Source organism: Salisediminibacterium beveridgei (assembly GCF_001721685.1).
In the GTDB taxonomy this organism is placed as follows: Bacteria; Bacillota; Bacilli; order Bacillales; family Salisediminibacteriaceae; genus Salisediminibacterium; species Salisediminibacterium beveridgei.
Genome location: NZ_CP012502.1, coordinates 2,876,714 through 2,889,866, shown reverse-complemented (window position 1 = coordinate 2,889,866; position 13,153 = coordinate 2,876,714). Strand labels below are relative to the sequence as shown.

The 13,153-nt window shown below is 49.6% G+C and carries 11 protein-coding genes; 9 read left to right on the top strand and 2 right to left on the bottom strand.

What is annotated here, in order from left to right; translation table 11 throughout:
* The first annotated feature begins 40 nt into the window (after positions 1-40).
* The 5 genes from BBEV_RS13570 to BBEV_RS13550 are packed head-to-tail and all read left to right on the top strand — an operon-like array spanning position 41 to position 5,556.
* Positions 41-1,387, top strand: a complete 1,347-nt coding sequence (locus BBEV_RS13570) for an FAD-binding oxidoreductase (protein ID WP_069365956.1) — start codon at positions 41-43, stop codon at positions 1,385-1,387.
* A 46-nt stretch (positions 1,388-1,433) separates the two neighbouring features.
* Entirely contained in the window at positions 1,434-2,288 is an 855-nt protein-coding gene (locus BBEV_RS13565) for an ABC transporter permease (protein WP_084007402.1), read from the top strand.
* Positions 2,289-2,312: 24 nt separating this feature from the next.
* Positions 2,313-3,644 (top strand): amidohydrolase family protein, encoded by a 1,332-nt coding sequence (locus BBEV_RS13560; RefSeq protein WP_069365955.1) that lies wholly within the window; start codon positions 2,313-2,315, stop codon positions 3,642-3,644.
* A 14-nt stretch (positions 3,645-3,658) separates the two neighbouring features.
* The gene (locus BBEV_RS13555; protein ID WP_069365954.1) at positions 3,659-4,717 is read left to right on the top strand and encodes an ABC transporter substrate-binding protein; all 1,059 of its coding nucleotides are present in this window, start codon (positions 3,659-3,661) and stop codon (positions 4,715-4,717) included.
* Between the two features lie 23 nt (positions 4,718-4,740).
* Positions 4,741-5,556 (top strand): creatininase family protein, encoded by an 816-nt coding sequence (locus tag BBEV_RS13550; protein ID WP_069365953.1) that lies wholly within the window; start codon positions 4,741-4,743, stop codon positions 5,554-5,556.
* A 56-nt stretch (positions 5,557-5,612) separates the two neighbouring features.
* Here the strand turns inward: BBEV_RS13550 and BBEV_RS13545 are convergent, their stop codons facing one another.
* Both BBEV_RS13545 and allB read right to left on the bottom strand, forming a co-directional pair.
* Positions 5,613-6,788, bottom strand: a complete 1,176-nt coding sequence (locus tag BBEV_RS13545) for an amidase (protein ID WP_324609500.1) — start codon at positions 6,786-6,788, stop codon at positions 5,613-5,615.
* Positions 6,757-8,184 (bottom strand): allantoinase AllB, encoded by a 1,428-nt coding sequence (gene allB, locus BBEV_RS13540; protein ID WP_084007400.1) that lies wholly within the window; start codon positions 8,182-8,184, stop codon positions 6,757-6,759. The genes BBEV_RS13545 and allB overlap by 32 nt, the downstream gene beginning before the upstream one ends.
* A gap of 238 nt (positions 8,185-8,422) precedes the next feature.
* On the opposite strand from allB, the gene BBEV_RS13535 reads away from it, so the two are divergent.
* From BBEV_RS13535 to BBEV_RS13520, 4 genes are read left to right on the top strand one after another with little or no spacing between them, the layout of a single operon-like run.
* Complete coding sequence (locus BBEV_RS13535) at positions 8,423-9,289, top strand: FAD binding domain-containing protein (RefSeq protein ID WP_069365951.1); 867 nt, start codon at positions 8,423-8,425, stop codon at positions 9,287-9,289.
* Positions 9,276-11,567 carry a xanthine dehydrogenase subunit D gene (gene pucD, locus BBEV_RS13530; protein ID WP_069365950.1) on the top strand — a complete coding sequence of 764 codons (2,292 nt, stop codon included), beginning with the start codon at positions 9,276-9,278 and terminating at the stop codon, positions 11,565-11,567. Before BBEV_RS13535 ends, pucD begins: the two co-directional genes overlap by 14 nt.
* On the top strand, positions 11,564-12,094 hold the full coding sequence (locus BBEV_RS13525) for a (2Fe-2S)-binding protein (protein WP_069365949.1): 531 nt from the start codon (positions 11,564-11,566) through the stop codon (positions 12,092-12,094). The genes pucD and BBEV_RS13525 overlap by 4 nt, the downstream gene beginning before the upstream one ends.
* Entirely contained in the window at positions 12,094-13,152 is a 1,059-nt protein-coding gene (locus BBEV_RS13520; RefSeq protein WP_069365948.1) for an XdhC family protein, read from the top strand. Before BBEV_RS13525 ends, BBEV_RS13520 begins: the two co-directional genes overlap by 1 nt.
* Position 13,153 lies beyond the last annotated feature (1 nt).

The following is a 13,153-nucleotide window of genomic DNA, read 5'->3' as shown; positions in this document are numbered from 1 at the left end:
TGTGATAAATCCGAAGTGCATAAAAAATGGAGGGCTGATGATGAAAACACAACCAAATTGGGAACGTTTTGAAGAAGAAATGGGGTCAACGGTCATTACAGAAGAACAGGAGACAAACAAATTATCCAAGGATTACTACTGGTATTCGCCGGTACTCGCTGCCGAACTGGCAGATAAAGTGGCGGACGGGGTGGCGAAACCGGAAACGGTTGAACAGGCACTGGCTGTTTTGAAAGCCTGTTATACCCACGATATTCCGGTTACAACCCGGGGAGCCGGAACAGGAAACTACGGTCAGGGCATACCTTCATATGGCGGACTGGTCCTGGACTTAAGCGGATTGAACAAAATCATCGCGATGGAGCCTGGTCAGGTAACCGTGCAAGCTGGTGTGAAGCTGGGCCGTTTGGAGAAGGAATTGCGGGAAGCAGGAAGTGAATTGTGCATTTATCCAAGTACCTACATGAAAGCGACAGTAGGCGGCTTCTTCTCAGGTGGAAGCGGCGGCATCGGATCGATTGCCTGGGGTAACGTCTGGGATGGGAATCTTTTGGAAGCCCACATTCTGACGATGGAAGAAGAGCCCCGAATCCTGACGGTAAAGGGCGATGAATTAAACCGGTATATCCATAATTACGGCACATCCGGCATCATGGTTCAACTGACGATCCGCACAGCAGAAGCCGTGGATTGGGAACAGGTCATCGTCCAGTTCGATGAAGGGGAAGACATGCTGGCTTTTACAGAGTCCCTTGCATACGACGACGAGATACGAAAGCGTCTTGTCAGCGGACATGAAACGCCGATTCCCACCTATTTCGTTCCATTGGCTCCATATATCGAAGAAGGTAAGGCTGTGGCTCTCATAGAGATAGAAGCTGGAGATGACAGCAGACTGAAAGAACTCTCGTCCAGTCATCATGGACAGATTACCCGGGTGATTCCGGCGGATCGCTATCATAAAGAAATGAGTCTGTCAGACTTCACATGGAATCATACAACATTATGGGCACTGAAGACGGACCCGACGTTAACCTATTTACAAAGCGGGTTTTCCACCCACCATTATCTTGATCAGATGCGAAACATTAAACAGCGGTATCCGGATGAAGTGCATTTGCACGTCGAGTGGGTCCGGGGTGACGGAGACATTCAGATCGGTTCTTTACCGGTAATCGAGTATCAGTCCAGGGAAAGGCTGTATGAGATTATTGATTACTTTGAATCCATCGGCGTCAGCGTCAATGATCCGCATACATTCTTGCTGCCGATCGATAACAAGGGCCGCTTCGAACAGATCCTTGAGGCAAAGGCTCTGAATGATCCGAAAGGATTGTTGAATCCCGGGAAGCTTCCTGAATTGAAAAAGGCCCGGCAGGCAGGCTGAAGAATTACAGAAGACGAACACATTGAGAAAAAAGGAGAGATGCTTTATGGCAATGAAAAGTCCGGCACTTCCGGTGGAACATACTCAAGAGAAAAAAGCATCATTTGAATGGTCAGGGAAAGTGACAGGCTTTTTAAAACAGTCGATTTTACCATTGGCTGTGTTGGCGGTTTTTCTCGGCAGCTGGCAACTTTTGACCATTGTCATGGATATGCCGCATTACATTTTGCCGGCTCCAACAGATATATACGCGGCGACGGTTGCCAACTATGAGAATCTCCTGGCAGCTGTATGGCGCACCATTACATCAGCGGTGATGGGCTTTGCCCTCAGTGTGATTTTTGGGATAGCCGGAGCGATCGCGCTGGCCTCATCGAAATGGGTGGAAAAAGCATTTTATCCTTATGTGGTGCTGCTTCAGACCATTCCAATTATCGCAGTGGCGCCGATTATCGTGATCTGGTTCGGTGCCGGGACAAATGCTATCGTCATTATCGCGTTCTTGATCGGATTCTTTCCAATGCTTTCAAACACACTGGTGGGACTGAATTCAACGGACAAAAATCTGATGGACCTGTTTAAACTGTATCATGCATCCAAGTTTCAGACGATGTGGCGTTTACGACTGCCGGCTGCGCTTCCTTATATAGTAGCCGGTTTGAAGATTTCGTGTACGCTTGCGACCATCGGTGTTATTGCCGGGGAGTATATCGCCGGAATCGGCGGTGGCCGGGGCGGATTGGGCTATGCGATAACAGTCGCATCTTCGAATATCCAGACGGCGTATCTGTTCTCTCTTGGGCTGGCAGCATCGGTTCTTGGTATTACCTTCTTTTTGTTAATTAACTATATTTCCAAACTGCTCTTGCGTTCCTGGCATGAGTCTGAGATGAATCATTGATGATGAGAAATGAGGTGGTGGGCGGTGAGACTTGAAATCATGAATGCAAAGTTGCCGTTACAGAATGACACGGACCGGTATCATCTGATCGCCGAAGACGGGAAATGGATTCAGATCTCAAAACAGAATACGCTTTGGTCAGCGTCATTTTTGACCTCTTCCGAGCAGGCGAATGCCACGCAGGTCAGACGAATTGATGCTGGTAACCGGATCGTGTTGCCCGGACTGGTGGATGGTCATGTGCATTTGGATAAAGCTCATACGCTGGCCATTGCGGGGAATGAAAGTGGAACGCTGATGGAAGCCATTCAGAACTACCGCGAACAAGCGCCTGGTATATCAAAGGAGAATGTGAAGCAGCGGATGAAGCGAACGGTGCTCGATTCAGCCGCATTCGGCACGACAGCCATGCGTACGCATCTCGATTTTTTTACAGCGGATGACGGTACCGTGGCAAAGCGTACGATAGAAGCGGCCCTCGAGGTGAAAAAAGAAGTGCAGGACATCATGGATCTGCAGCTTTATATCATGAGCGATCCAGTCACCTTGGATGATTCGTTTAAAGGTTTGCTTCAAGAAGGACTTGCTGCCGGCATTGACGGCATCGGGGGAGCACCGCATTTGTCTTTGGATTTTCAAGCTTCCGTCAGAGCATTGTTCGAGTTCAGTGAAAAGACTGGCAAACCGCTGGATCTCCACTCGGATGAAACGGACGATCCGAGTGTCAATACCGTTTCGATGATTGCAACGGAAGTGCTGAATCGGGGCATGGAACATCAAGTCACCGTGGGTCACTTATGTTCGCTGTCAGCGATGGATCAGGCCAAAGCAGATCAGACCATGCATGTGATAAAGGACGCAGGAATCCATGTCATGACGCTCCCGGGTGCAAATATGTATTTGCAGGGCCGTTCAGACAGAGGTTTGATTCGAAGGGGTGTCACACGGGTGAAAGAACTGCATGAACTGGGTGTAAATGTAGCTGTAGCCAGTGATAACATTCAGGATCCATTCCATCCATTCGGTCAGGGTGATCTGTTGGAAATCGCACGATTGTCCACCTACGCTGCTCATATGAACAGTGAGTCCGATCGGCTGAACACGTTGGCGATGATTACGGAGCATCCTGCAAAAGCGTTAGGGTATCACAGTGGTACGTACGGTTTTTCTGAAGGAGCACCGGCCAATTGCGTTGTCACGAATAATGAAACGGTGAGCGGGTTATTGGCGGATCTTTCGCCGGATCGACTGGTGATACGAAGTGGAAGGCTGTTATCGAAAACAAAGCGTTCGGTCCATTGGTTTGATGCATCTGACTGTCATGTGCACAGCGATGATGAGCATACAAAAAATTAAGGAGTGACGATCACATGAAAAAATCGTACATGATTAAAGGTGCAGGAATGACAGCTATGGCAGGATTGGTATTACTTTCAGCCTGTGGAGAAGAACCGGCGAATGAGAATGTGGAAGCGACGACTGTCAACGGGAACAATGAATCCGATGAAGCGAATGAAGTAAATGAAGAGAACTCCGGAAATGAGGAGTTGATCGAAGTGGGCCAGGTGACGAACTGGTACGCCCAGGCAGAACAAGGGGGGCAGTTCGCGGCTCATATGATGGGTTTTTATGAAGACGAGGGTCTTGATATGACCATTCAGGCAGGTGGCGGCGGGGTATCCAATACCCAGCTGGTTGCTTCGGGTCAGCAAGATTTCGGTATGGGTTCCTCGGATGAAATCCTTTTGGCCCGTGAAGATGGCATTCCCCTCGTGGCCATCGCAGGTATTTTCCAGCAGAGTCCTCAAGCGTTAATGTTTCATAAAGGTCAGGACATTGAGGACTTTACCGATTTGAACGGTCGGGATGTTTATGTTTCACCAGGTGCAGGTTTTTGGGAATTCATGAAGGGAGAATTCGATCTGGATGTGAATGAATACAGTTACACCGGAGACAGCACCATGTTCATGGAAAATGAAGAAGCCGTGTCCCAGTCCTATATGACCAGTGAACCATACGGTCTCGAACAGCAAGGGGTGGAAGTGGACTGGTTACTGAACGGTGAATCAGGTTTTGAGGTATATGGAAATCTGTTATTCACCACCGAGGAAATGATTGAAGAGCAACCGGAAGTGGTTCAGGCCTATGTTGAAGCATCTGTTGCCGGTTGGGAATATTACAAGGATAACCATGAAGAAGTACAATCCTTCATTCAGGAGTACAACCCAGAGATGAGTACGGAACAGCTTGCCTACAGTGCAGAAGCCTTGCAACCATTAGTGTATGAGTACGATGCTGAAGACCATGGTGTAGGTTACATGACGGAAGAACGCTGGCAGTCGGTTATGAAAATCTTGTTGGATATTGATCTATTAACTGAAGAGCAGGATGTTACAGAAGCGTTCAACACGGAATTTCTGCCACAATAGTTTTGAGGAATGGAGATGAGGTCATGTTTACACGTTATGAAGGGAAAGCCTGGGATCAGCATTTTCTACCCAGGCTCACCTATCAGGAAGTGAAGGCTTTGAATAAGGAAGATGCGCTGGTGGTTTTGCCGATTGGCGCAGTGGAACAGCATGGTGCCCATTTACCTGTGGCAACGGATATGCTGATTGGTGAGGCATCGATCACAAAAGCTTTTGAAGCATTGGCACCCGGCAGCAATATCTGGCTCATTCCCCCTTTATCTTATGGGAAGAGCAATGAACATATCGATTTCCCAGGTACCCTTACCTTGACGGCGAAGACGTTGCAGGCTGTTCTTGAAGACATCGGAGACAGCCTTGCCCGGAGCGGATTTAAGAAATTGGCTCTGTACAATTCCCACGGAGGCAACGTGGATTTGTTAAATGTTATGGCCAGAGAAATTCATGTAAAAACCGGTATGACGGTCTTTGTTACTTCTTCGGGTACAGGAAATGTGAAAGATGTCTTTACAGAAGAAGAGTTGAAATGGGGCATCCATGGCGGCGATGTTGAAACGAGCATGGTAATGGCGATGAAGCCCGAGTGGGTGCATATGGACAAGGCAGTGTGCGAATTCCCGCCTATAAGGGATACAAAGCACATTGGCCTCATTGGTGCCAAAGCACGTCTGGCCTGGAAAGTGAACGAGCTATCCTATGGTGGGACTGCAGGAGACGCCACGAAGGCTACTTCTGAAAAGGGAGATACAGTCTATCTCCGATCCGCTGAAGAAATGGCCGAAGCATTGGAAGAAATGGCAGCCTTTGAACTGGACAACCTGTTAAAAACAACCACATAACCAAAAATGACCCCCGCGCTGTTAACAGCGCGGGGGTCATTTTTGGTTAGAATCATTCAATCACATAACGAAGTGACGAAGGTTAAGAGATCCCGATCCCGCCCACGGGGAGCGATGATGGAGATCGCCAGTGGTGCTAATCCACCACCTTGTTTTACAGGAAGCGTGACTTGCGGCAGGCCGTTTAACCCGGCAATGCAGGTTAACTGCATCGTCCGTTGACGGATCTGATCAACCTCTTCAGGAGCCAGGCCGATTTCAGGTGCTTCTCCTGCAATAGTCGGCAAAATGAGCAACGTATCTTCTTGCATCAAATCACTGACAGCATCCTGGATCATCAGCTGTCGCCTGCGGGCTTCAGCCACATCCTCTTCAGTGATCGTTGAGGCCATGCGGAACCGTTCACGGATCCCGGGACCGAATGCGGGTTCATGCTGACTGACCCACTCACCGTGATTTTGCCAGATTTCATACCCTTGGATGACTCTGAAGACGTCCACCCAATTGGATAAATCGTCTGAAGTGACAGGTTGTTCCTCGCGGGTGCTCACCTTGCTGGAACAACTGATGATGGCAGACATCAAAGCGTTTTTCTGAGAATCAGTGAGTAACTGAAACGCATCCGCTGCCACTACGGCCCGTTTGAACGGCGGAGCAGCCTTTGGCGGATCAGGAAGGAGTACCTCCCCGATATCTTCAAGGAGGGCCGCTTTTCTCGTGAACCAGCCGACGGTATCGAAGGTCTCAGCCAGAGGAATGACACCTTCCAGAGAAATCAAACCGTGACTGGGACGGAATCCGAATAATCCGCAGTAAGCGGCAGGAATACGAACGGAACCGCCGGTGTCGGTACCGATGGCGAAATCTCTCAGACCGGATGCGACGGCAACCGCCGATCCACTGGATGAGCCTCCTGGAATCAGTTTTTTGGATACGGGATTCGCTGGTGTTCCGTAGTGGATATTTTCACCGTGGAGACTGTACATCATCTCATCGGTTACTGTCATCCCCTTAAGTGTTGCACCTGAAGATAATAATTTCTGAATGGCAGGAGCAGTTTCCTCTGCGGCTTCATGTGTTTTGAACCAATCCGGATTTCCTGCGCTGTTTTTGTGACCGGCGACGTGAATTACGTCTTTCACCGCAAAGCTCTTGCCGTGGAGAATGCCGCTTTTATATGGTGCAACGGTTAATTCTTCATCAATAAATGCGCCGTAATGTTCCTTGATCATCTTGCATACCTCCCCATGTCAAACATTTGCCTGTTGGCGGGCCTGTTACCCAGGCACCGCCCAGATAGATGGATTTCCCCCGCAGCAGGACCCGGTCGACATCAAGCTGAACCTGCATCCCTGCATAAGGGGAACGTTTATGTTTGAACAGAATTTCTGTATTGTGAATGGTCGTTTCTTTGTCTTTCATCAGGGTCAAATTTGCGGGTGTTCCTGGAGCAATCGTCCCGCCTGCACCGTCGGGTAAAAATCGTTTCGCCGGATTTCGTGTCATCATCGGCAAAAGGGTTTCAAAGGTAAGGCCCCGTTTCAATCCTTCCGATAACAGCGCACGGTGTCCGAATTGAACGCCTTGTATCCCGCCCCAGGCTTCTCGGATATCTTCATTCCCTGCCTCTTTCATAGGTATCGGGCAAGGCGAATGGTCACTGCCTATCGTATCAATCATTCCTTTTGAGAGCACGTCCCAAAGTTCTTCGCGAACTTCATCTGAACGAAGAGGGGGCGCGCATTTTAATAGAGGCCCCTGATTGATGAAATCCTCATCTGTGAAGAGCAGGTAATGGGGGCATGTCTCGATGGTAATATCTGCACCGGAACGTTTCGCTTCATTCAGCATCAGGACGCCGTCTGCAGAACTGACGTGGACAACATGAACTGCCGTCCCGTATCGGAGTGCGTCTTCAATGATCCACTCAAGCGCCACGAGTTCTGCTTCAACCGGTCGGGAATCAAGGAATGAACGCCTGCCTGGTCCCTGCCGGTGTGCCGTTTTTGCCAATTCTTCTTCCGCTTCGGCATGCAGTGCCAGAATGACCTGCTTTTCAGCACAGAAAGCCATCGCTTCTCTTAAATCTGACCGGTCCAGATAAGGGAAGTCATGGATCCCACTGTTGGACATAAACCCTTTGAATCCAATCACACCGTGACTCAGCTGATTGTTCAGCTCCGTGTAATTCCTGCAATTGTCAGCGGTGATCCCGCCCCACAAACCGTAATCCACATAAGATCTCCCCTCTAAGGAAGACTTTTTAGCCAATGCCAGCTGACCGGTGGTGACGGAAGGGTGGGAATTCAGCGGCATGTCCACGATCGTGGTGATCCCTCCTGCAGCAGCAGCGGCGGAACCGCTGCGAATCCCTTCCCACTCTGTTCGTCCCGGTTCATTAAAATGGACATGGGGATCAATGAAACCCGGTACAATCCAATTTCCGCCTGCGTCTATGATCTCAGCATTCCCCTGAACCGGGATGGACTCAGCGATACGCTGAATGATTCCGTCTATGATCAAAAGATCCTTCTGGATAAAACCGTTCTCTGTCCAGACCGAACCTTTTTGAATGATGGTATGCATAAATAGATACACCTCCTGCATCATCTTCCATCCATTGTGCATGTTTTAAAGACGGAATGTGGAAAGTTTGTCAGTTAATCTGTCAACATTCTTTTATCAAAACGTGATTTCCGATAAGGTAGTTTGTAAACCTTCAGGCAGGTCAGCGCGGTGAAGAACAATTGCCCGGTTATCGTGCCCAAAAAAACATGCTGATTTTGTAGAGGATACACAATGACCCTGAAATGGATAAAGAATAGAATGAATGAAATCAAAGGGCAATGCAGAGGAGGGAGCAGAAATGCCGATGAAAACCATTCAGGCTCCCGAGTCATTGGAAGAAGCCTGGTTCTGTAAAGACAATGCTCCTGATGACAGTCTCTGGCTCTCAGGAACGACCTGGCTTCGAACACAGTGGGAAGCGGGGCAATTGAACGATGCCAAACAGTGGATCCGGCTGGACAGGATTCCCGAATTGAATCAGGGGATCCACCTGGCAGAAGAAGAGCTTCGCATTTCATCGATGACCACTTTTGCAGAATTGGAAGAGGATGAAAGAATACGAGAAAAAGCACCGATTTTCTCGAAGGCCATTAAGCAAATCGCTGCACCTTCCATTCGGGAGCAGGCGACCATCGGTGGAAATATCGCTACAGGGATTGGTGACAGTCTGCCGGCTCTCATTGCATTGGATGCACGTATCAGTTACGACGATCATCTGAAACGACGGGAGCTCCTCTTAACAGATTGGCTTCAAGAGGGATGCCCCGGATTAATCGTGGAACTGATCCTCCCAAAAACAGAGGAGAATCTTTCTCTTACGTTCTATGAAAAAACAGGCAGGCGGGAAGCGTTCATCCCATCTGCAGTGACAGTAGCAATCAGTGGACGGTTAAACAAAAAAAGCGGAACATTTTCTCACATCCGGGCAGCTGCGGCTGGAGGAACAATGGAACCCGTCAGGTTGAAACAGTTGGAACAGTCGCTGATGGCGGTTCCGTTGGTTGAAGGGAAACATTACAGGCTTTTGCAAGAACAAATATTAAAAGACTATTCACCCCCTGAAGATCCTTTCCTGTCAAAGAGCTACAAACAGCGGGTGGCTTCCAATTTAATTATTCAGAATATTCATTCATATATAGAGGGTGATCACTATGCTGCTGAATGACCGAAAGGCAGGAAGAGGCTGGCAGATTCGTCCTGACGGCAAAGATAAGACAACCGGTAAGCTGCAGTATCTGACGGACTTGATGGACAATGACATGCTCCATGGCAAAGTGGTGCGAAGTCATATTCCTCATGCCAGGCTAAAAGAAGTTCACACGAAAGCAGCAAAGGCAGTACCCGGTGTGATCGCCGTCATCACAGCAGAAGATGTCCCCGGTTTGAACGGATTCGGTATTGCTGATCCGAACCAGCCCGTTTTCTGCTCGGACCATATCCGCTATGAAGGAGACGCTGTCGCAGCCATCGCTGCAGAATCAAAAGAAGCAGCTGAGCATGCAGCATCAGTCATTACACTGGATTATGAGTTGCTGCCTGTTCTCGATACACCTGAGAAAGCCCTTGATAAAGGGGCAACAAAGCTTCATCCCGAGGGTAATGTGCTCCATGAACGAACCTATCGGCGGGGAGACGCTGAAGGAGCATTCAGTGAAGCTGCCTATATCGTTGAAACAACCTACGAAACCCCGAGACAGATGCATGTATTTATGGAGACAGAGGGGGGCCTTTTCATCCCGGAAGAAGACGGGGGATTAACCGTCAAAGCAGCCACCCAGCATGGCTACAAGGATCGTATGCAACTGGCACGGATTCTGGATATGGATGAAGAGAAGATCCGGGTGATCTCGAGTCCCATTGGCGGATCTTTCGGCGGGAAGGACGAACTGAACGCTCAACCTTACGGGGCGTTGCTCGCGGTTTTCACACAACGGCCGGTTAAAATGCATTTCAGCCGTGGGGAGTCCGTCATAGCAGGGATCAAGCGTCATCCCATGGTCATTACGATGAAGACCGGTATGACAAAGGAAGGAAAACTCATTGCTCACGCTGCTGAAATCATTTCTGATACAGGTGCCTACGCCACATTAGGCGGGCCGGTATTGAATTTCGCTGTGGAGCATACGGTAGGGCCTTACCAGATCCCTCACGTTTCATTGGCTGGACGTGCGGTGTACACAAATAACGGCGTGTCCGGAGAATTCAGGGGCTTTGGCGGCAATCAGGCCACTTTTGCTCTTGAAGGGCAGCTCGACAGGCTGTCAGAGGAAAGCGGTTTGGATCCATGGGAATTGAGGCATCTTAATATCCGAAATGAGAAGGACCCTGGGCCAATGGCGCAAGTTGTGGCACCAAATGATGGCCCGCGTCAGGTTCTGAACGACATTCTGAAATCGCCACTCTCTGAATTGGCAGCATCTGAAACGCACCCGACAGAACCATGGATCAAAATCGGACGCGGCATGGCACTGGCTTTTCATGGTTCCGGGCTTGGTTACGGGATACCGGACCCTGCGGGTGGTGAATTAAAGCTCACTCCAGAAGGAAAAATCCTCGCTGCTTTTGGCCATGAAGAATTCGGACAAGGACTCATTGGTACACTTGGAGTGATGTTGACAGAAGCTTTCTCATGCAGTAAAGAAGATATTCAGATTCAAATCGGCGATACCGCACAAGTTCCTGCAAGCGGATCTTCCACAGCTTCAAGGACTACCAACATGGTTTGGCAAAGCATTCAACGGATGCGCGGACCTTTTCGAAAAGCGCTATTGGAAGAAGCTGCGAAGCAGACAGGCCTTGACGAGGAGGAGTTGATCACCGGAACCGGAGGGATCTGGCACAAGACGGAACAATCGCTGGTTTTACCTTACCAGGATCTTGAGAACAAGAGCGCCGAAATGATTTACGCATCTACCGAACATCATTTTCCCGTGACGCCGGACCCTGTATTGGGTGGCCATTATCTCTACGGCTCCACGGCAGTAATGGCCGAAGTAGAGGTCAATACGCTGAACGGAAAGGTAGCTGTCACCCGGGTGGATCATGCAGTATCCGCAGGAGAAGTGATGAATCCTCTCGGGTATCTCGGTCAAATCGAAGGCGGAAGCATCATGGCTCTGGGCTTTACATTGAGCGAAGATGCTGTCATGACAGAAGGACGCTATGCAACCAGAAATCTTGACAGTTACCTGGTGCCAACGATTAAAGATGTGCCCCACCAGCAACAGGTGACAGCCAATGAAACATTGCCTGAAGGAGACAGCTTTGGACCAAGGGGTGTAGGTGAAATCGGATCTGTGGCACTGGCGCCGGCCATCGTCAAAGCCATTCGGGAGGCAACAGGCAGCTGGCACACGATTCTTCCGGTTACACCGGAACGCATTTTGGAAGAGACGGAAGATTTGGCCTGGCTTACGCCAACAGAAAAGGAGGGAACACGATGAAACCCGTCACGAAAACCTTGCATCACAAAGAAGAAGATCAAGGAATGACTGTTCAGTTTACATTGAATGGTGAGGAGGTGGAGCAGAAATTGCCTCCGGAAAGACGGGTAGTCGACCTGATCCGGTCAGATTGCGGATTGACGGGCACGAAGGTGTCCTGCGAAGTCGGTCGATGTGGTGCGTGTATGGTGCTCGTGGATGGGCGGCCGATGAACAGCTGCCTGTTAATGGCTTATCAGATTGATGGTCGCAGAATTGACACCATCGAAGGTCTCTCAGAGAAGGACAGCCAAGTCAATCACATTCAACAGCTGTTCCTTGAAGAAGGGGCTCTGCAATGCGGGTATTGCACACCGGGCATGATCGTATCCTTAAGCGGATACTTGAAGAAAAAGTCAGATCCGAGTCATGAAGATCTGAAAGATGCGCTGTCCGGGAATCTCTGCCGCTGCACAGGCTACGGCGGGATCCACCGTGTGCTTGAACAGATTGCTGATGGATCCTGGAAAAAGGAGGGGAAAACCTGATGTCAGAACAGCATAAATTACTCGAGTGGATGTATGCATGTGATGAAAAGCAGGTTGCCATTGCCTCTGTGATTCATGTGGAAGGATCGGCCTATCGTCACCAGGGGGCGCAGATGATTATTGGAGCAAAGGGGAATTGCAGCGGCATGATCAGCGGCGGCTGTCTGGAAGAGGACCTGATGATTCGGGCCCGTTCTGCCATTCAGACGATGACGAGCACGATCGTGAATTACGATATGCGCGCTGAAGACGATCTCGGCTGGGGAAAAGGCGCCGGCTGCAACGGAAAAGTATATGTAAGCATTGAGCCAATGGATCTCAACCATGAAAAAACAAGGGATATCATGGCTGAAGCCTTACGCCACGTCCAGAAAGGTGAGACGCTGTTCCGGGTTGCGGGTCTGGACGATCCAGTGACAAAATCACCTGATTATTATTTTTCATCAGGTAAGGGGCTGACTGAAGAGTCCACTGCTTTGGATGACGATATCATCCGATCTTTTCAAGATCAAAGGAAAGCGCCAGTGTTTCTGACCAGCAGTGCATATGACAGGGTGCTCGTTGAACGGATTGAACCAAAGCCGGTTGTATACGTATTTGGTGCAGGCATGGATGCAGAACCACTGGTGAAGCATCTTGGCTCGTTGGAATTCAATCCGGTTGTGGTGGACACCGTGAAAGAACGGCTCAATGAGGAGATATTCCCTGAAGCTGCAGGCTTCAGATGGCTGACACCGGACGATTTTTTTCAGGTGGAGACCATGCCCGAAGGAAGCTACGCACTGGTGATGACGCACAAGTTTCAGGATGACTTGATCATTTTGAATGAACTGGTAAAGAAACAGAAGCAGTTGGCATATATCGGTGTACTCGGTCCGAAGAAACGCACTCGCAGGCTCCTGTCTTCCGGCAGGATTCCTAATGCCGTTCACTCGCCGGTGGGACTCGATATCGGTGCGGAAGGTGCCGAGGAAATCGCCATCAGCATTGTGGCGGAACTGATTCAAGTCAGACGACAACAAAGGGTCTTGACCAATTCTGAAAAGGCGGTGATGTAAC